Genomic DNA, 21,793 nt, shown 5'->3' with positions numbered 1-21,793 from the left:
TATCCAGGCTAATCAATGATTTTTGCTGCTTGTTTCAGAGCAAAGCATTATTCCCAGATTTCAATAAACTCATTACTGCTTTTTGATGGCTTGCTGATAAAATCAGCGGCACTTGTACCTATGTACAAAAAACCTACTATTTCATCCTGTTCTTGCAAAGCAAAAGCCTCTTTGACAACTTTACTTTGGGTATATATGCCTGTGCGCCACACATTATCATAACCTTGTGATTTAGCGGCGAGTTGCATGGCATAGGCCGCACAGGATGCCGAAGCCACCTGCTCTACCCAAGGAACCTTGTCGTTTTGTTGATATTTGGCAATCACTACAATGACCATAGGTGCACGATGAGGTAATTGGGGAGCCCGCTGTACTTCTTTTTCAGTTAATTGCTCGTCGATTGCCGCTTGTTCAAAAATATCTCCCAAGCGTGATAAACCGTTTTCCTGACAGACAATAAACTTCCAAGGGGTTAAATGCCCATGATCAGGTACACGCATAGCTGCATGAATAATGTTTTGCAATTCTTGCTCGGCAGGAGCAGGCTTTTGCAAACGGGGTTGAGAACTTCGACTTAATAATAATTCTAGAGCTAACATAACAACTCAATAACCAACTTACTTAACGAATAATTAAGTATGAGTTCTTAGCTTAAATTGAGCAAACAAAAAACCCCTTTGTCTGCATCAGCAACAAAATTATTCTGTAAACTTTGTCTACACTAGAGCTAATTACTTTGTAATCTACATTAGGTTTTTAATAAAAGGGAGACAAGATGAGCATTAATGGAGAAGTACTATTAATTAAAGCCCCTAGCGATAATCAACACTCATTTAATGAGTACATAGCAACAATGGGAGCCAGTGTGACCTTAGCTGAAAACGCTCCACAAGCCTTTGAATTGGCTATTTCAAAGGATTTTGACTTGCTGTTGATAGATATTGACTTGGCGACTATGAACGCTAAAGAGCTACTCAAGGGGCTGTTGCAACTAGGTTTTGACACGCCGGTTTATGGCTTAACGACGACTATCACACGACACAACATAGAAGAATATTTGCACTTAGGTTTTAGAGGTATTTTAGATGCTGAATTTGATCAACCTAAGCTCAATGAGGTATTCAAGCGCCATCTTAGCTCACTTGAGCCTCAGGCCGCGGCTAAGAATGAATTATCTGCCAAACTAAACGCTAAAATTGCTGAATTAAAACCTATCTTTTTAGCCACACTACGCACGCAATATGGGCAATTGAATGAACATATTGAGCAACGTGATTATGCTCAAATTATTAAAATCTTACATGTTGTTAAAGGTAGTGCGGGAAATTTTGGCTATAAGCACTTAACAGACATTGCTAACAATGCTCTAATTTCATTAAGGTTAGAGCACTTCGATGAAGCTCCTGCCTTGATTGCAAAAGTGATAGTATGTATCGATAAGATTCTAAATGATGAGGGCAGTTGTGATTCAAAAAATTAATATTTTGATGGTAGAAGATGTTGAATTTACTCGTGATTTACTCAGAAGTGCGATCAGATCCTGCATTGACGACTTAGAGCTTCCCCTTGATCCCAAGTTTTATCATACATCCACTGGTCGAAATGTTTTAAACAATATCCAACATAACAACATTGATTTGGTTTATCTCGACATAGACCTGCCCGATACCAGTGGCCTTGAAGTACTGAAAAAGATAAAAGAAAAATTTAATCATGTGAAAGTCGTCATGGTCTCTGGTGAAAACTCATCCGCGAATGTGATGGATGCCATTAAAAATGGCACCAGTGGTTTTATTGTTAAACCCTTTAATTCAAAACGGATCAGTGATTCCCTGCGTAATTACCTTAAAGCAGAGCCAAGAAAGTACCAAGATGAGGCAGAGCTTGAGGTTGAATCAAGCCAAGAAAAAAACAATGACAAAACGTGAGAAAATGAAAAATAGCAAAATTTAAGAGCCTAGCCTAATCCTTTATCGAAGGCTAAGTAGAACCCTTGCGTTTATAACCTTCCCCCCTTGAAACTGCACATTTATTCGCTGCACTCATTCCCTTATTCACTTGAGCCACGTAGTAAACTAAGCTCGTGGGGCCTCGTTCATTTGCCTCCGCCGTGTAATTCCAATGATAAGGGAAATATGTGACTTGTTTTATCTGAGAAATTTCTGGGCTAGAATATAATCTGCACTGGTATATTTTCCACCACCACTAAAAAACAGCGAAAGCAGCATGATAAAATACGTCGCCGCAAATTCAATACCACCATTAAGTACCACAAACTTACCACTGGAAGTGAGCCAATCGTAATTGCCATGATCTTGCAGTAAGTTTTTCGCTGCAGCGAGTTTTTCAGGTGAACTCATGACGGCTTCATTGAGCCACAAAGTGCCATTGGATAACCAACTTGAAGCGTCGGCAATTGCCGCCCAACCATTGGGCCAATGCACAGTAAATATCGCCACTAACATGGTAATCATTAGTGGAATAGTTACCCAACGAGTAGCCAAACCTATCAATAACAAAAAACCACCCACTAATTCAGCAGCTATGGCCAACGACGCCATCAATACTGGTAGAGGTAAACCCAAGCCATATTCGGCATTGGCAAACCAATCTACGGTGTTTTCAAAGGCAGAAAGTTTATTGTATCCCGCTTGAAGTAAGACCGGGGCTAAATATAACCTCAACAACAAAGGCGCAATACCTTCTAAAAACAAGGTTTTATCCAACAAACTATGTAGCTTTTGATACAAACTAAGCATTGTGATTACCACTCCATCATTAGCACTTATTTATATAGAGTGTTTGATAACACTAAAAATTTCATTTAATCCCAACTTATAAACAGTTCAATATTATTGCCAGCCACGGATTGACCAGATAGTAATAAAATCGTTAAGGTAGGACATTATTTTGAGCAGGTGAAAACCGATGTTGCGATATGTATTATTTTTAAGTGGATTATCTCTATTAGCCGCCTGTACCACTTCATCATCATCAGCATCAGCAGACAAACCAAAACCAATATTAAGCTCTGATACTACTCAATTAAATAAAATCGCCCTGTCACATGTTCAGGCCTATTTAATGATTGGCAATAATCCAAAAGCCGAAGAACGTTTTCAAACTATTAGTGAACCTGAGTTAATGCCTGAAGCCATGTTGGCCTTGGCAGAATTGCGCGCAGCCCAAGGTGATGATTTGGAAGCCCAACAAGCTTTTATGTTGGCGATGAATGATTCAACACTAAACAGACAACAAGTAACACCTGAGTTACTCGGTTACCTATGTAAGCAAAAAAAATGGGAAATACTTCAGGGTTACGCCTCAGGACTGGTCAATAGTGCGCTGCCTACCTTAATAAAAAATCAACAATTAGCGACTCTGGGGCTGTGCTTTTTTCACGCACAACAATGGCAAGAGGCTAATAACTGGTTGAATCAGCTTGATTTTACTCAACCTGTTGAACCTGCAGTTTATCTCGCTTTGGCGCAACTTAACGTTGAACAGCAACAGTATAAAACCGCCCAACAGTTGATCGACAAATATGAAACTAACAAAACCCAAATCGATGCACAAACATTGTGGACTTCTTTTATAGTCTATGAGGCTTTACAAAATAAGCACTTAGCTGAGCAGACAGCTCAACAACTTAAGCAATTATTTCCTGCTAGTGACTACACTCTTATTACTAAGACTAAGATGGCTTTCCAGAAAAAAGACTCAGAGGCTGTTGTTACTAAGTCTTTACCAATATCCTCAAACCAGTCTACCAAACCCACAATCCATCTCATCAAAAAAGGCGAAACGCTCTATCAACTATCAAAACGTTATGTTGTGAGCGTTGCCGATTTACTCAAATGGAATCCCACACTTGTCGTGGATGACATTTCCCTCGGCACAGCAATACAAGTATCTGAATAATAAAAAAACAGATTAGGCTATTGGTAAGCCACTATGAAACTTAAAATCATCATCTACCGTTAATATTAACTGGGCTTCTATTTCACCAAAATAAGCGATACGAGCAGTAATATCTTTACCGGCGATATCGGTGGCTAAGCTTAGATAATCCTGATAATGACGAGCTTCTGAGCGTAGCAAAGAGACATAAAAATCACTTAATTTTTTATCTAAAAATGGCGCTATTTTGGCAAAACGTTCACATGAGCGCGCTTCGATGTAAGCGCCACAAATAAGTTTGTCGATAAGTGCATCAGGTTCGTGAGTTTTAACATGGCGCAACAAGCCCTTAGCGTAGCGACTTGAACTAATATTTTCATAACCAATACCATAATCCTGCATCATTTCAAGTACTTGATAAAAGTGATGTAACTCCTCACGGATCAACAACACCATTTTATCAATAAGCTCTTGGCTATAAGGTGTACCTGATTTAGCCATCATGGATTTGTTAAGTTTGAATTTTTCTAATTCACGCCAATCGCCAATTTTGCGGTAAGTGAAATCTTCATAAGGTTTAAGCCACTCTAACAGAGCGCTGGCACTATCTGCATCCACTGCATAACGCCGGATCAAAAACATAGCGCTTTGTGCAGCCTTTAATTCACAGATCAAATGATCGGTAAGAAGTACTGTTAGATTCTCTTGTTTGACTGCTTCAAATATCCACTCATCAGGCGTAGCGCAGTGTAAAAATTTTTTAATGGGTTCTAACAATCTTTCCAAAAATATTACCTTTTATATTTTAATAGTTCTGCTTAAACATACAGCCTATTTTACACATTATAATTAGCTGTAGCTCATTAGAATGTGTTTTTCTAGCCCTTACACTTTTAGTTATTTTATAAAGGATTTAAAGGTTAGATGTGACAGTAGGCTTAGTTAGCAGCGCTTGCATAAGTGGGCATGATTTGGATAGGCACAGGGACGGATTTTTAATTGCATAAAATGGTTAAAGTTCTTGATGTGAGTGACTACCAATATGTAGCAATCACCTATTAAATAAGCTCTACAACGAGCTTAACCTGTTAAAAAACATTTTTTAACGTGACTTATACGCGTATTAAAATTCATAGCAATCCATAATGCCAATTACTCACTATGCATCACTTCCCAAACTTAACAATAAGGTGGGGCTCAGTGCAACGCTATTGTTTAGCCATTTTTAAGTTTAATAACCCAAAGACACTGAAAGTGCTAACAATGCAATCGCAATCCCGATATAAACCAACCACAAAGGAAAGATAAACTTAGCCCAATCTGACCAGGCTATTTTGGCCGTGGCTAAATAGGCTAATAAGGTACCTGACGTAGGCGTTAATATATTGGTGATGCCGTTACCAAACAAAAATGCATTTAAAGTTGTTTGTGCTGACACACCAGACAATTGCCCTATAGGCCCCATAATAGGCATACTCACCGCCGCCTGTCCTGACGTTGAGGGGATTAAAAAGTCTAAGGTAAGTTGCGAGAAAAACATGCCTATTGCGGATAAAGTTGGATTATTATCGCCAATAGTTGAAACCAAGCCGTGGACCACAGAATCAAGAATTTTGCCCTGCTCTAAACAAACCGCAACAGCTGAGGCTATGCCAATTAAAAAACTCGCCAACAACACTTTTTTCATGCCGTTCACGAAGGCGTTAGCCGCATTATTAGCGCCCATGCCACTGACAATGGCCAACAAGATACAAGTTGCGATGTAATAAGCGGACAAAGCATGATGTTTCCAATGCCACTGATTAGAGGCATAAACTAAAAAGCCAATGCTTAAACCTAAGATACTCAACATCAAGCTATGCCGTAAAGACAGTTTTTGGGCACTGAAACGAATGGCCACATCTTTAACATAGCCACTTTTGCGTACCATCAATAAGACAAACATGATGCCCACGGCTAAAAACACCAAATAGAAATAAAAGCGAATATCGGCGCCGCTAAATATTTGTAAACCAAGCAAAGGTTGAGCAATCGTAAGAGGTAAAGGGTTAGTCACTGATGACAAATAACCCGCTTTAACCGCAACGGCCACGATGGAAAAACCAATCATATTCGACATACCGAGGCGATTAGCCATGGCCACCATTATGGGGATCACCAATAGATATTCAGAAGCTAAACCCAAAAAAGTACTGCCTGCAGAGAAAACCGTCATTAAAACAATAACCAACAAATAAATATTGCCGTTGACTACACTTAATAAACGCTCTAAGCCCGCATCAATTGCCCCTGACTTAGTTAAAATACCAAACAAACCGCCGATAATAAGCACCATAAAAATCAAACCTGCGCCACGTTCCAAGCCTTCTGGAATGGTGAGCAAAACGCCGATTAAGCTAACAGGTTGTGCGCTATTTTTGTCATCAATAATTTGAGTATTAAACAGATTTAAAGGAGAACTGTCTTTTTCGAGGGTTTGGTAACTATTTGGCACCACTAGTTTACCGTCCCGTTGATAGCTTCCGGAGTCAACCACATAGGTTAGTAACATGGCAAACAACAAAATACCCAACAAAATAATGATGGGATTGATGGTCTTATGCTCTGGCGTCGGCTTATCACCACTGACTTTAAGATTATCGCTATGTTGTGACATGTTTATCTCACCCTGAACTGATCTTTTTTAAGCGACATTAAATTTGACTCGCAACGTAGTCTGCTATTTTAGCTGACACCCTATTTAAATCCGTTTGAAATTTTTCATAGTTCGGATTAGGCCTAAAGCTTTCTTCATTCATATATAAACTGCGGTTTACCTCTATTTGCAAGCTATGGCGATTGTTTGCTACGTCAGCGTAATGCGTCACCAAATAACCACCTTTGTAAGGTTTATTGCGTACCACGTAATAACCTCTTTCAATAAAGGCATCTTCGACAACCTTCACAAATTCGGCACTGGCACTGCAGCCATCGTTGTCACCTAAGATAATATCAGGCCTAAGTAAACCACTATCTATATTCATGCCGTTGCCACGAGATTTCATCGAATGACAATCAATATGCCAGACTCCGCCATGGGTTTGATGCAGGCTATCCAATTTTTGCTGCAACACATTATGGTAAGGGTGGTAATAATGATCTAAGCGAGCTTGTATTTGCACCTGGCTTAAAGTCTGGTCATATATTGGCACGCCTGGTAAAGCCATGCGCCGGATCAAGCCCATGCCCCTGTCACTATATTTGGTGGGTTGGCAAAAATCCCACGTCTGATCAAGCAAAGCAGGATCGATGTCATATGGAGCACGATTTAAATCAATATACATGCGAGAAATAGTCGCGAGTAGTAAATAGGCATTATTGTCTACAACACCTCGCCATAACTCACCCACAAAGGCATCCCAGCCCGTTTTTAATTGCTGTTTACTGACTTTACTTACAAAGTCAGCAGGAAAAACATCGCCACTGTGCGGCGAGTCAAATACCAAAGGTAAAGCTTGTTCGTCACATGGAGAAATAAGGGTATAAGGTAAAATCATTCTAAGCTTCCGCGAAAGATAAAACAAAGTAGCTTGCCCTCAAGCAAGCTACTAACACGCAAGACCTACCTTTAAAAATCGTAGTTCAACTGCACATACATAAAACGACCAATGGCGTTGTAGGTATTTTGGTCAAAATTGATATTGGTATTTGTTAAAGATACGGGTGGTTGTTTGTCAGTCAGGTTGTTTACACCTACTTTGGTTTTAAGGCCATTGTTAAAATCATAGGCTACCGATACATTGTGATAAGTGATTGAGTCAATAGGTAAGGCTTCATTGTTGTAGGTTTCAGTTGTTTCGCCAATAAAACGGGCGCTGTAAGCCGCAGACCATTGATCACGTTTCCAACGGGCACTGAAAGTACTACGCCATTCAGGATAAGACTCTCGAGAGGCAGCCGTACCTACTTTGTCCACTGCTTGAGTTGAACCGTCAGACAAGGTAGACACTTCGCTAAACTCTCTTAACTTGGAAAAGTTGGCACTCAAATCCCACTTTCCTATGTCACTCGCAATACTGTAGTGCATGACCACGTCCATACCGGCAACCGTACTTCTGTTTAAGTTTACTGGCCCATCAACCAGATCTAAAATCTCGCCGGAGGCACTACGGGTAATTACCCCACAATTTTTGTTTTTATAGGCACATAAATCTAGAATGTTTTGCGCGCCAAATACGCTAATAGTGTCGTTTATTTCGATATCATACCAATCAGCCGTAATACTAAAGTTATTTAAAAACTCTGGTAAATAAACGAAACCATAAGATACATTTTCTGAGGTTTCAGGTTGCAACAATATATTGCCACCTGTGGTAATCGGTATATTACTATTTTCTTGTACATAGCCTGCTGGGACACCAGCACAACCCGCTAATTGAGAGTGAGTGGCACAGGGATCCGCTACCGCAATAAAGGTAGCACGCTGCCCTTCAAACAACTCTAATATGGAAGGCGCTCTAAAACCTTCTGCCCATGTTGCTCTGAATGACAAACCATCAATAGGGCTATATACCAAACCGGCCTTACTATTAGTGGTACTACCAAAAGTACTGTAGTCGGAATAACGACTGGCTAAACTTAATTCGAGGTTTTTAACCATCGTAAGGTCAGCTAATAAAGGAATGCTGAATTCAACATAAGCTTCGCTTAAATCATATTCACCTTTAGTACCTAAACGAGGGGCTGAAGAGGTAGTTTGATAGTTATTTACTCGTGGATCAGCATTAACATAATTGTCCGAAACATCGAGACCTTTTTCTTTACGGTATTCGATACCGGCTGCCACAGCCACATCACCCGCAGGCAGTTCAAATAAGGTACCGGTGACGTTAAAAGTAAAATCTAATTGTTGGGCTTTATTTTTGTCACGGGCGGTATAATTAATGTAGTCCACCATGTCTGAGGTTAAGGGATTAAATATATTCACCGGCACACAACCAGCCAGTAGATCACTTACCCCTGCGGCAACCCCCGTGGCATCACAAGCTCTTAATCCTAGAGCTAGCTTGTCTAAATCCATTTGATTTGTGGATACAAACTCACCTTCGTTTTGTGCCCAAGATAAAAAGCCGTCCCAACTCCAATCGTTGCCAAAATCGCCATCTAAACCAATACCAAGGCGCGTTGTTTCAACGGTTTGTTCATTAACCCGCAAACCATTTTCATTGATAAAAGAAGTATGTCTAAAATCCGAACCAGAAAATTCAACACCAAAGGGATTAACCACACTATTGTTAGGAATAACAAAGCCTCTAGAACCTTGGATGGCTGATAAGGTGGCTGAAAACTGCTGATCTGAGATACGTTTGTTGTATAAAGCTTCAATTTTTAAAGTAGCAAAATCAAGCGGAACCACTCCTTGGGCGTACAACGAAAAACGCTCACTTGGGCCAACCACATAGTTATCGGTATAACGGTTGTATTTGTCGTCAGAGTCCACCGCGCGCCAACTATCAATGTCACTACCGTTACTGCCTGGATCACGAGTTATACCGCCAGAAGGTACAGTAAAATCAACCACACCAGCTAAGCTGCTTTCTCGAAATAAACCTTCTGGTGAACCAGTGGACAAACCATTTAGAGGCACTGCCGTCAATTCACGATCTTGAGTAAAAATCGGCTTTTGGTCCGAGTAACTTGCCGCCACCATAAAGTTACTGTCACCCACATCCCTGCCCCACAATACATCAACATTAGCGGTTTCTTTATCGCCTTCAGATGACTGACCGTAATAGCCTTTAATACTGGTACCCACAAAATCAGAATAGGTGTAAATATTAACCACCCCAGCGATAGCGTCTGCGCCATAAATGGCGGTCGCGCCATCTTGTAATACTTCGACACGTTTAACGATGGCTTGTGGAATGGTGTTCATATCCACAAAATCACGAAATCCTCGAGTACCTGCGCCGTTTACCCAGCGATGACCATTAACTAGCACTAAAGAACGGTTATCACCCAGGTTACGCAAGTTAATACTACTTGAACCGTGGCTGGTACCGGCAGACCCATTGCCATTTAAGCTCGAGCCCACCGACGGTAGCTCCTGCAATACATCACCTAATGAAATAGACCCGTTTTGATTCAAGTCATCAAAATCAAAACCTTGTACTGGGCTCGGCGTTTCAGTTTGACGTTTAATTCTTGAACCTGTTATTGAGATAACTTCTGCATTGTCTTTTACTTCTTGAGTTTCAGCCTCTTGAGCAAGTGCCGCAGTGCCATAACAAGAACTTAAAACGGCCAGAGCAATAACTGATAATGTATGTGAGTGTGTCTTCATGGTTATGTCCACTGTTGGTTGTTTTTTGTGTGTTTTTACATCTCAGTCTTACTTTACAAGTTAAATTTATCCATGCAATATTATGCAAAAAACTCATTACCACATAACAATTTGTTATAGGATTACCCATTAACACAGCCCATCAAACCATTAGTTTAAAGAGTTTAGAAGCCTTTAATGCCATCATAAAAACCGGCTCTGCGACCGCGGCTGCAAAACAACTTGGATTGACTCAACCGGGTATTAGTCGCTTATTAGCTTTGCTTGAAGAATATATTGGTTTTCAACTATTTTACCGTGAAAAAGGCAGATTAATCCCTACAGATGAAGCATTAACACTAGTGAAAGAAGTTGAGTTGACCCTAATGAGCGTCGATCGTATTGCCTTGTTAGCCAACAATATTTTTCACTCCAATCTGGGCCAGTTAAGGCTCGTTGCCCCCAATAGTTTTATCGCTGGGCCACTGGCCGATGTGGTCACTGATTTTTTGCAAAAACACCCAAGGGTTAAAATTAGTTTAGATACTCACTCACCGACCAGAGCACGTGAAATTGTTGTCCATCGCTCTGCAGATTGTGGTTTTATTCAACTACCAGAAAATCATCCGGGCTTAATTTGCCACCATCTAGTGAGTAGCAATACAGTTTGTGCCGTATCAAGTACGCACAAACTCGCGACTAAAAAAGTCCTTAGCTGTAAAGATTTAGGTGATGAAGATCTCATTTTATTGGGCAAAGGCCGAAATTCTCGTTTACAGATTGAAAATGCTTTTTTACGGGATAAAATCCCCATGCAAGTGCGCTTAGAAACCCATACGGTGGCCATTGCCTGTACCTTTGCTAAACGCAATATTGGTATTGCCATTGTCAATGAAATGCTCGCTCAACAATACGCCAGTGAAGGTTTAGTTTTAATCCCCTTTACCCCTCAAATCGTGCATGAGTATGCTTTTATCACCTCCGCTCATGCGCCAATGAACAGACTCACCGAAGCTTTTTATCAACATTGCAAAACATATTTTGAAAATAAGTTTTAAGCGGTAGAAAAGTGGGTCAATTAAGCGACTATTTGCAGGTATTTTAAACAAAACTGTTGACTGCTTAGCCAAGCTAAAACAAACTATTGTTAATTTACTGTAAATAAATTGTAAGCTGTTGGTTTATTTATAATTGTCGTCGTAGTTGGAGTAATAAAATAATGATATTAAATCACCTCTGGGGTCTGTATGCCCACCCTAAAGAAGAATGGCACTTAATTGATAAAAAGCACGAAAGTTATTTTTACAGCCTCAGTCACATAGCCATTATCTCTCTCATCCCTACCCTCACCAGTTATTATTCCGCCGCCCATTTGGGTTGGAGCATTGGCGTAGGCGATATTATTAAACTCACTCAGCAAAGTGCCATGCTCATGAGCATAGGCATGTATTTTGGTTTGATGACGGGCGTGGTTGCCTTGGCGATTTTGATCCATGAATTGGCCAAAGCTTTTGATGCAACTCCAACCTACACTCAGTCATTAGAACTTGCAGCCTATACTGCAACACCATTATTTATGGTGGGATTTGCGTCTTTTTACCCCGTACTGTGGTTTGTCATGTTAGTGGGCTTAGGCGGCTTAACGTATTCCATTTATTTGCTTTATTCTGGCACGCCTATTTTGATGCACATCCCAGAAGAAAAAGGCTTTATTTATGCCAGCTCAGTAGTGACATGTGGTTTAGTGCTATTGGCCATCTTAATGGCAGCTTCGGTAATATTATGGAGTGCGGGCATGGGGCCGGTTTATACGGGCTAAAGCTTAAATAAATTTTTTATCAAAAACGGTAGCCTAGCTACCGTTTTTTGTGTCTTTAAAAAACGCATTATCTGAACGTATCGAGCCTTATCGCTATCGTTCATTAATGAAGTTAGAAACGGCTCTATTAACTACGATGAGTCACATACACTAATTAACAACTATGAGATTATTGGCGATTTGTTGAAGATTACCTAACAAGTCGTATTTTCATTAGTTTTTGACTGCACTAACTATTCTGTTTCTACCACGTTTTTTAGCTTGATACAGAGCAAGATCGGCACGCTGGATAAAATCTTCGAACGTCTCTTCGCTCATCTGAGCAACGCCCATACTACAAGTCAACTTGATGCCTTGAGGCCATCGATGAGATGCAATGATAGCCCTGATTTTTTCAGCTAATAGCTCAACTTCATGCAAATTAGAATTTGGACAGGCTAATATAAATTCTTCGCCTCCCCAACGCGCCAATATTTCTGTGGAATGACGAGTATTGTCTTCAATAAGACGAGCAAATTCTATCAGGATGTCATCACCTACTTTATGGCCAAAGTTATCATTAACTTGTTTAAAATAATCAATATCAATAAATGCAATAGATAAACCTTTAGTCCGATTAATACTGCCGTCCTGATTAAATATGATGGCTTGCAAGCCTTGTCGGTTTAAAACACCGGTCAATACGTCACGGCCAACTCGATCTTGTAATTCACGACTTTTATTGTCCAACAAATGATTAATCGTTGTCAGTTCTTGTTCTCGAAACTTAAAAAACCTTAGGGTTTTATTAAATTTAATACTTGAATAAACCAGCCTTACAAAGGCAAACATCATCCACATGCTAACCAAAATTAAATAAAGCTGTTCTTTGCTAATAAACTTGCCTCGGAACTCGATTTTTTCGACTTCCAGTTCGTATTTACCTTCAACAACCATGGTCCCAGTAGAGAGTTCAAGCGTGGTAATATTGGTGAGTTCTGGGCCGCTATTTTTTAAACTGACTTTATTTTCACTTAGCCACCAAGTTGAAACTTGCATATTATCTAAAGGGATCCAAATCGGCTGAGTTGAACCTTGTACTGCAAACCATTCAATTGAGTTAAATTTAAGTGAGTTTTCATCAGCTAAATCAGAATAGTCAGGATTAAAATTACGTAAATGCAGACGAATACCGGCATCAACAGGGGCTGTATATCTAAGCCACAAACCAACTCTGTCATACTTTGAAAAATCGCCCCCCTTAACAGGTTGCCCTTGGCTTAAATCAGCCAACTGAAAATTAAGTTCACAAAAGGGATATTGATAAGAAGCAGATAACTCACACTGTAAGATGCGACGACCACCATCCATAAAAGTGATGGCACTACTTGAACCACCAGCACTTTTGTCGTCTAAAGCAAGTATGGGTATATCGCCATCCATCTCAATAATAAAAATGCGATCCAATGCCACTTTATGCAGAATTAACATAAGCGCACTTACACAAAATAATACTAAAATAGTTTTTATTTCAGACTTCATTTTATTCCAAGAATTAATACCACAAAAACAGCATATAGACAGCTCAGTCGGCTCTGTCTTTTATTGTTTAATTTTTAACCTTATTTACCTAAGAATACATGTTTTGCTCGTACTGTGCATAAAAAAGCCGCTCGAAAGAGCGGCTTTTTATCTAAGTGAAATACCCCTTATGAAGTAACCTTAGTTACCGTCACTTTCGGTGCACTGGGATCAGGACCACTCACTGTAAACTTGTAAGTACCAGACTCAGTAATCGACAACTTAAAGTTAGCTCCCGACCTGCCCAAGGCTTTACTAGCACCGAGTACGACGTCAACTTCACCAGCCAAATTACCAAAGTCCACTGTAGACCAATCTGCTGAGGCAATTTTAAACTCATAATCACCGGCATCGATGTCAATCTCCGCGGAATACGTGCTGTTACCCATATAAACCAAGGGATCCGCTTCGCCCCAACCATTTATTGAGCCGCGTACAAATACCGTAGTGTCACCAAACATCAGGGCGTTAAATACCGAGATAGTAGGTGCATTAATGTCAGCCACATTAAATAAGAAGGTATAACTACCATCACTAGGAATGGTGATAGACAAATTACTGCCTTTAGGTGCAAGGTCTTTTACATTGCCGACCGTGACAGCGCCATTGCCATCAGCCGAGCCGAAATCCACTGTTGACCAATCAGCTGAGGCTACTTTAAAGCCGTAAGAGCCCGCAACCAGATCCATAGTGACAGCGTATTGGCCACCAACAGCGTAACTCATAGGATTAACTTCCCCCCAACCATTCATGTCTCCACGAATAAATACTGTCGTGGGATAAAACGGCTCTTCGTAATCCACTATCAATATAGGTGCGGAGTTATCACTTGCATCCAGACTGAACTTAAGAGTGGCCTCAGCTGTTAAGGTAAGCTGCAAATTTGAACCACTGCGAGTTAAGACTTTTTCTGCGCCTAACGTAACAACTTGTTGGCTAGATCCAAAATCAACGCTAGACCAATCGGCCGAGGCAACTTTAAATTCATAATCACCGGCAGCAATGGTAATCACAGATTCATAAACCCCACTACCAACGTAAGTCATTGGGTTACCTTCACCCCAACCATTCATGCCGCCTCTCACCAATACGGTAGTATCACCAAAAGGTACGACATCAGGCGCACCTGAGGTGGCATAAGAGGATAAGCCAATGCCTTGCACACCGCTCTGAACTTTTACAAACACGGCTGTCGTTAGAGCTGGTACAGTAAATGTGCCCTCACCTTCGCCCGCAGTAAAATAAGCTCCACGTACTGTTGGATCGATAGAAGACATAAGGGTTGCATGCAAAGTAAATGCTGCAGCAGTTGCAACGGTATGACTTTGCTCGGCATAACTGGAGTTAACCACTACGACAAGAGCGTCAACCATAGGATCTAAATCTGCACGAGGCATAGTTTCATCGGCAGACATGCCATCATCTATGCTCATGACAATCAAACCCTGGGTCTGACGTTTGCCAATATTATGGAAGCCAATGCGATCTTTAACATCGGCACCTGTCGTCAAACGGAATAATGGTGATGAACTGCGTATGCTAAGTAACTCATTAAACACTTCAGAGGCAAACTCAATCTCAGACATACTCGCGGCACGCTCTGGACTATTCATAAACTCACCAATCTCAGCCCAACGAGCTTCATTGTCTTGCTTTAAAGGTAAACCCACATTCCAGTTGTTTGTTGCCATGGTAAAATCGACATAACTAAACCAGTCACCAGAGTCGTAGCTATTTCTGTCCATAGATTTAGAGCGTAAAAAGTCTCCGCCAATTTGTAGGAAGGGAATACCTTGTGCCATCAATGGGACAGTGGCAGCTATATTTTGTGCCCTAACTCGTTGCGCAAGGGTTAAATCCTGCGGCAAAACATAATTAAATTGATCCCATAAGGTTTCGTTGTCATGTTTAGATACGTAGTTAATGATGTCAGCCGGATCAGTCGCATAACCGCCTAAGTTTACCGTTTGTGTATCTGAGCCACCGGAAGTATTTAAGATGTAATCTTTTAAAGTACCGGCCAAGCCCATTTTGACTTTATCTTGATTCACTAACGCCGCATCACTGGGCTCTTTGCTAAACATATGGCCTTGACGCACAGCCTCACGGATACGATCGTTATAGGTACCAATCTCAGTACCGGCCATGATGGCTTGGCTCGCTTGCTCATAACCACGGTCTTCTTTAGTCCAGCCTTCACCGTAAAAATACATGTCTTCATCTACGGCTTTAACCGCATCAAACAGCCTTACCATAGTGGCTTTGGTGGCCTGGCTCATAATGTCAAAACGGAAAGAATCAAACTTATATTGAGTAGCCCATTGAATAAGTGAATCTTTCATCAGCTTTTCCATCATGGCATTACGTGGCTCGGTATCATCACAGCAGGTTTCACGCACTATGGCGCCAGTATCCACTTCATAACGGTGATAATAACCAGGTACTACTTTGTCCAGTACTGACTTACCGTTTAGCTCTGAAGCATTGGTATGGTTGTACACCACATCAAGTGCTACACGTAGACCCATCTCATGCAAAGCCATATTCATGGCACGCATTTCTTTGATACGTGTCACACCTTCTGGATTAGATGAAAAACTGCCTTCTGGAACATTAAAATGGAAGGGATCATAACCCCAGTTAAACTGATCTACACCGCGCATGGCTTCTGCTAAATCTTGGGCTTTGCCCGCTTCAGAAATGGGATCAAAGCTGGCAAACAAATCGCCTAAGGTCATGGTTTTGTTTAGCGCCGCGTCTTTACAGATTGCCGCTGTCGTGTTGAGTTTACATAAGGCTGTTAAGGTACTCGAAAAATCGACGGTTTTACTCACGTCTTCTTCAATCGACGCTATATCATTGGCTGGCAACATGTGAAAATGCGTTAAACCTTTTTCAGCTAACTTTTTCAAATGCATTACCGGCGCACTGTCCATTTCAGTAAAGGCCATATATTTGCCACGGTTACCCGCTGAGGTAGAACCATCACGTACGCTAAAGTCACGGATAGAGCCTTCATAGATCACCGCATCTTCAAAATGTGCGATAGTCGGAATAGTCTGACTATCCCAACCTTCCGGTTTTAGATCTTCATCATTGAGGTTAACAAACTGGGAAAAACGACTGTTAGTAGACAAACTCACTGAATAAGGGTCGGTAACCAACAACACCTGCATACCTTCGGCTTTAGGGTGATATACCGTAACTTCAAAACGATAATAGGTTCTGTCTAACTCACTTGTCCCTTTGTAAGACCAAATCCCCGTATTGTTATCCAGTGTCATATCAATGGTAGAAGCCAAGGTTTTATTGTCGTTGTAACGGACTAACTTAACCGACTTAGCCGTAGGTGCCCACAACGCGGCGGTAATACTGCCATCTTCGCCATAAATTGGCCCCAACTGAGCTTCATCTGCATCGGCTTCACCCAAGGTGTACAGTTGATCAATGGCATTGGCGATTTGAATGCCAGTTGCACCATTGAGCTCACCATCACTGTCATAAGAGGCTAATACCGCTTGAGATTTAAGCATGGTTTTAGCATCTTCCGCCGACCAATTGCCCTGAAAAGCCTGCAAACTGGCTAAATGTGGCGCTATCGCGATTTGCTCTTCACTTAAGCTAACTTCTTCTAGCTCAAGTACCGTGCCGTTCATGCCAGTATCCACATTTACTTTCAAATCAGCAGTCGCTGAATAATGCAGTTTTACCGAGCTTACTTTGCTGAAATCTACATCCCACAATAACGTGTTGGCATCTAACCAATGAGCCGCTTGACCATCAATTTTAACTGGTTGAGGACCTAGAGAAACGATAGGGAATTCAAAAATGGAAGCCACCCCAGAAAATACAAAATTCATGCGAGCAAAGACAGGATCATCTTGTGATAGTGGCATTTGAAAATCACCACCGCCCATTTCTTTGTCATCACCATCATGGATAATGAAATTACCACAAGCTCCGGCCGTACCCGCATAACCCGGTTTTAGATTCAGTACCCAATAAGCGCCGTAGTTAGGATCTACGCCATTGTGTACTTTACCATTGGCCCAATCGGTATCAGGATCTGCGTAGGCATTACAGGTATCGTTGCTCCATGCGTGTAAACGATAACCTTCATAAGAAGGATCGCCAGAGGCGTTTGTTGCACCTACCGCCGCACGGTTGTAATACAACACCGCCTGATTAGCACCCGGCGATACACTAGGTGTAGGCGCCGTTGGGTCAGCCCCCACAATACAGCCATCATTACTTTCATTTGGCACTGTGGGTGGCGCGCAATTAAACGGTGGTGGAGCCACACACATACTACCCGTGCTATTGGGCACCATAGGCACATTACACGTGAGTAGTTCATTAGAGCCAGATTCAACGGCAGAACCGCCGCAGCCCGCCAGTACAATGGCACTAAACATCAGCATTATTAAGCTTAATGTTTTGGTTTTCTTAAACATAGGTAGTTGCTCCGATGTCATTAATTTTTTGTTTAGCAAGGGATTACTGCGAGACAGCCCTAATTTGACTAAACCGCCACAGGCGGTACTGATTGACTTGATTAGTTGAGTTTTCATAATGAATACGTCACCCCAAGAAAGTACTGAGTACCAAAAAATTGAATGGTGCCTGTCAGGTCTTCTTGTCCAAAATAACTGCGGGTAGGCTCATCGGTTAAGTTGTTGATTTGAAACACCACACCGAGATTTTCGTTGATGCTGTAAGAGGCTTGATAATCCACCACAATTTCAGAATCAAAGTTAACGGTTTGCTCGTTTACTGCCACTTGTTTAGATACAAAGGCGTCGCGGTAACGGGCACTTAAGCGTGTTTCAAAATCTTGGTATTCCCAAAACACGGTCGCTTGCGCGACATTTTCTGATAACCCAGGTAATTGAATGGAAAACACCGAATCAGTTAAAGTACGGGTAATTTCACTCTCGGTAAAAGAATAACTGGCACTCATACCTAAACCTGAAAAAGGGCTGGGTAAAAAGTCGTAGATTTGGGTATAAGTCAGCTCTACACCACGAATGTAACCACCGCTGGCATTGTTAACTGCTGTCTCGTAACGGCCATCTTCCGTAGGTACGACTATAGATAGTGGATCACCATTAACATCAGTCGCTCTTACGGCAGGAACTCCAGGAGCTTCAGCCTCAACAAACACCGGTACAGAAACCTCGGTAGGTACCACAAAGCCATTACCAGCAAAGTCATAAGGTTCTAAAGTGATGTCGTCTACAAAGGATTTAATGTCTTTATAAAACAGCGCGGCCACAAAGGCCCCCTCAGTCTCCGTAAAATAGTATTCATACGACAAATCATATTGGTTGGCGTAAAAAGGTCGTAAATACGGACTATTACGGCTATTACCGTTAATTTTGGCCGTTGGCGAAGACAGTGTAATCTCACCGGTATCTGGGTTTTGACTGGCACTTACCGTTTCCACTGTAGTGGTGGTATTGGCAGCAAAGCGGTTAATGGGTGCTCGGCCCATGACTTTGGCCGCAGCAAAACGAATTTGCTGATTTTCGGTAATTTTAAAATTCAGGTTTAACGAAGGTAAATAATCGGTATATTTATCTGCCAAAACTGCCGGACGGAAATATGTATTAATTAAGCCAGCATCATCGGTAATGTATTGTGCACCTTTGGCAGGATCACCAGCAGTGACTTCTACCTCTTCCCCATTTTCATCAAACACTGTGAAGGTCGTACTCACATCCTGCAGGGTCGTTGAACTCTGTTTAGATTCAATACGACGAACACCCACATTACCTGAAATCGGTAAACCCGCTATTTCGGTATCAATATTAGCCATTATGTAGGCTGCAGTAACCTCTTCAAAAACGTCGCCACTTTCTTGTACCGACCATGCCGTATTAGGCCCTTCATTGCCTGTGGGGCTATTTATAACACCGGGATGACCAACGCCCCAAGTTTGCACGGGTTGCGGAATACCCGCAGGGAACCAAGCGTTTAAAGCTGAATCGAGGTCAATGGATAAATAATCTGGGAAATAGCCAAATTCACCATTCCAGCCAACGGTGTTGACCATATCAGGTGTCAAACGTAAAGGCGGTTGACTAACTGAAAAGGCTGAATCATTACCATATTCGAATACCGAACGATCATTACTGTATTCGCGGTCAGAATAACGTAGTCCAAACTCAAAAGACGCAAGAAAGGGATTATCCAATTCATACTTTAAATCAAAGCGGTAAGCCTTAAGTTCATCTTTGTTTTCAAAAGGGTATATACCGTATTTACTGACCATTACCCGATCAATATCACTAAAGGCAGCGGCTTGATTAAAGGCTAAATCCGGTAAATCTAAGCCATTTAGTAAATAAGACATCGAAATATTTTTATCAAATTGTGGATTAATGGCGTTAGCATCTTCACCAACTAAACTCCACAATAAACCATTACGGAAATCACTTTCCGCTTTCGACAAACTAACGTCAAAAGTCATACTCAGTGCATCAGTGGCTTGCCACGCGGCTTTAATACCAGCACTAAATACTTGGTCAAAGTCCTGATTATCGTCGTTGACCAACTCAACCCGCGTAGTACTGCCTGAAGTTCGATTAAAAGTGCCGCCAATAACATGGTTATTAACAATAGTAGGATTGGTTATAGAAACCTGATTGCCTCCAAATTTAACTCTGAAACCACGGGCAAATTCTTCAGAATCAAACTTAGATAAAAACAAATCGGTTTTAAGGGTAAAGTTATCAGTAGGCGCCCATTCAATTGCCGCCATATAACCATCACGGGTTTCTTTACCACCCTGATGCTGCATTTCAAGACCTTCACTGATTTTTTCAAAACCAGCACAAGGATCGGTAGCTAAACATGTAGCACTGACGTTATCTATGTCACCCACCACGCCGTCAACGTCAGCTTCGGCGTTATAGGCCATCCCAATAAACTGCGTTGAAACACTAGGCTGAAATAGGCGAGCATAACCTAAGGCAATACCCACTGTGTCATCTAAAAACTTGGTTTGATAAGACACACTCAAACGATGACCAAATTGTTCGGCGTCGGATACTTCTTTAGCGCGGTCGTTAAACATGCCACGGGCATTAACACTAAATTTATAATCACCATCTATGCTTAAGGGACTCGCAGTTTCCAACTCCACTGTACCGGCTACACCGCCTTCAATTAAAGAAGCTTTTGGAGACTTATACACCGCGGCAGATGAAATTAATTCAGAAGGATATTGATCAAATTCAATCGAACGCGAACCACTGGTAGAAACCTGTTCACGACCGTTTAAGGTTGAAAATACAAAATCCCCCGACAAACCACGAATGTTGATCTCAGCAGCCTGACCACCGGTACGCACCGCCGAAATACCAGGCAAACGTGTCAATGCATCAGCCATAGAAACATCTGGCAAACCACCTAAATCATCAGCTGAAATTTGCTCTGATACGGTATCGCCAAAACGTTTTTGGTTGAGGGACTTAATTAGGCTGACGGCAAAACCTCTGACTTCGATTTTTTCAATATCGTTACCAGCTGTTTCTGCTGTCGTATTTTGTATTTCAAGCTCGCTGTCCTGAGCATAGAGTGGCAAGCTGCACATTGCCATACCACTAGCAACCAAGGCTGCTGTAATTAAACTGGGTCTGAATGTTCTCATTTACGTGTCCCGTTCCCGTTTGTGTCAGTGAATTGTCAATTATTTTAGATAACTGCAATTCGCCCTATTATCGAACAGAATGTTAACGCTTAGTTAACAAGCACCACAACATGATGCATACGTATTCAGTCATACTCAGTAACAACTAATTAACGAATTACCGTCTATTTGTTAAATAAAGTACCCTATTAAGACTAAATGACGCTAAATGTGCTTGGTGAGGTTTAACTATGAAGGGTATTCTCGAGGGGAAAATAGCCACCAAATGAGCAATTTACTGTCATTTAACTAAGCTATTTTTTTAGAATTTAAGCTGATCTAAATTGTCTTGGTGGGATGAAAAATTGAGGGCACAACCAGCCAAAAATGACTGAATATTTTGTTCTGCATACAAGTCACCTTGTCCTGGTTGTTTAGCGGCCAAAGGTGGGAATGCGCCATAACCGGCAAGTAAACAATGCCACGAAATAGTATCAAAGTGACCGGCTATATTTTGTCTTTGTATTTCTTTTTCAAGATCGTCGCGGCGGTACCACACGTCCAATAATGCCAAAAGGGA

The 21,793-nt window shown here is 41.4% G+C and carries 14 protein-coding genes and 1 pseudogene; 5 read left to right on the top strand and 10 right to left on the bottom strand.

From position 1 onward, the window contains the following. Positions 1 to 47 precede the first annotated feature (47 nt). Positions 48 to 599, bottom strand: a complete 552-nt coding sequence (locus AX660_RS01380) for an NAD(P)H nitroreductase (protein WP_068371420.1) — start codon at positions 597 to 599, stop codon at positions 48 to 50. A gap of 176 nt (positions 600 to 775) precedes the next feature. Between AX660_RS01380 and AX660_RS01375 the strand changes: the two genes are divergently transcribed. Continuing rightward, a complete protein-coding gene (locus tag AX660_RS01375; protein ID WP_068371417.1) occupies positions 776 to 1,480 on the top strand; it encodes an Hpt domain-containing response regulator in 705 nt (234 codons plus the stop codon). Next, a complete protein-coding gene (locus AX660_RS01370) occupies positions 1,464 to 1,928 on the top strand; it encodes a response regulator (protein WP_068371414.1) in 465 nt (154 codons plus the stop codon). Before AX660_RS01375 ends, AX660_RS01370 begins: the two co-directional genes overlap by 17 nt. A 219-nt stretch (positions 1,929 to 2,147) precedes the next feature. Here AX660_RS01370 and AX660_RS01365 read toward each other — a convergent pair whose 3' ends face one another. Further along, a complete protein-coding gene (locus AX660_RS01365) occupies positions 2,148 to 2,759 on the bottom strand; it encodes an HvfX family Cu-binding RiPP maturation protein (protein ID WP_106404019.1) in 612 nt (203 codons plus the stop codon). A gap of 169 nt (positions 2,760 to 2,928) precedes the next feature. On the opposite strand from AX660_RS01365, the gene AX660_RS22720 reads away from it, so the two are divergent. Beyond that, positions 2,929 to 3,921: a LysM peptidoglycan-binding domain-containing protein gene (locus AX660_RS22720; RefSeq protein ID WP_082768688.1), complete on the top strand. Its 993-nt coding sequence runs from the start codon at positions 2,929 to 2,931 to the stop codon at positions 3,919 to 3,921. A gap of 12 nt (positions 3,922 to 3,933) precedes the next feature. Here AX660_RS22720 and miaE read toward each other — a convergent pair whose 3' ends face one another. The 4 genes from miaE to AX660_RS01340 form a co-directional block, all read right to left on the bottom strand. After that, positions 3,934 to 4,686, bottom strand: coding sequence for a tRNA isopentenyl-2-thiomethyl-A-37 hydroxylase MiaE (gene miaE, locus AX660_RS01355; protein WP_068371411.1), 753 nt, complete (start codon positions 4,684 to 4,686; stop codon positions 3,934 to 3,936). A 445-nt stretch (positions 4,687 to 5,131) separates the two neighbouring features. Then, on the bottom strand, positions 5,132 to 6,556 hold the full coding sequence (locus AX660_RS01350; RefSeq protein ID WP_068371408.1) for a YfcC family protein: 1,425 nt from the start codon (positions 6,554 to 6,556) through the stop codon (positions 5,132 to 5,134). Positions 6,557 to 6,593: 37 nt separating this feature from the next. Next, positions 6,594 to 7,436, bottom strand: a complete 843-nt coding sequence (locus tag AX660_RS01345) for an N-formylglutamate amidohydrolase (RefSeq protein WP_068371406.1) — start codon at positions 7,434 to 7,436, stop codon at positions 6,594 to 6,596. A gap of 71 nt (positions 7,437 to 7,507) precedes the next feature. Further along, entirely contained in the window at positions 7,508 to 10,222 is a 2,715-nt protein-coding gene (locus tag AX660_RS01340; RefSeq protein ID WP_068371404.1) for a TonB-dependent receptor, read from the bottom strand. Between the two features lie 116 nt (positions 10,223 to 10,338). Between AX660_RS01340 and AX660_RS01335 the strand changes: the two genes are divergently transcribed. Together AX660_RS01335 and AX660_RS01330 are read left to right on the top strand one after the other, a co-directional pair. Further along, entirely contained in the window at positions 10,339 to 11,259 is a 921-nt protein-coding gene (locus AX660_RS01335; protein ID WP_327082838.1) for a LysR family transcriptional regulator, read from the top strand. A 161-nt stretch (positions 11,260 to 11,420) separates the two neighbouring features. Then, entirely contained in the window at positions 11,421 to 12,020 is a 600-nt protein-coding gene (locus AX660_RS01330) for a Yip1 family protein (RefSeq protein WP_068371396.1), read from the top strand. Positions 12,021 to 12,233: 213 nt separating this feature from the next. On the opposite strand, the gene AX660_RS01325 is transcribed toward AX660_RS01330, so the two are convergent. The 4 genes and pseudogenes from AX660_RS01325 to AX660_RS01310 all read right to left on the bottom strand — a co-directional run. Further along, the gene (locus AX660_RS01325) at positions 12,234 to 13,490 is read right to left on the bottom strand and encodes a GGDEF domain-containing protein (protein ID WP_157884293.1); all 1,257 of its coding nucleotides are present in this window, start codon (positions 13,488 to 13,490) and stop codon (positions 12,234 to 12,236) included. A gap of 218 nt (positions 13,491 to 13,708) precedes the next feature. Further along, positions 13,709 to 18,034 (bottom strand): alpha-1,6-glucosidase domain-containing protein, encoded by a 4,326-nt coding sequence (locus tag AX660_RS01320; RefSeq protein ID WP_068372028.1) that lies wholly within the window; start codon positions 18,032 to 18,034, stop codon positions 13,709 to 13,711. A 113-nt stretch (positions 18,035 to 18,147) separates the two neighbouring features. After that, complete coding sequence (locus AX660_RS01315) at positions 18,148 to 21,234, bottom strand: TonB-dependent receptor (RefSeq protein WP_068371389.1); 3,087 nt, start codon at positions 21,232 to 21,234, stop codon at positions 18,148 to 18,150. 301 nt (positions 21,235 to 21,535) lie between these two features. Further along, positions 21,536 to 21,793 (bottom strand): annotated as a pseudogene (locus AX660_RS01310) (tryptophan 7-halogenase); the annotation flags it as partial.

Source organism: Paraglaciecola hydrolytica, assembly GCF_001565895.1.
GTDB lineage: Bacteria > Pseudomonadota > Gammaproteobacteria > Enterobacterales > Alteromonadaceae > Paraglaciecola > Paraglaciecola hydrolytica.
This window is presented reverse-complemented; position numbering and strand designations above follow the sequence as displayed.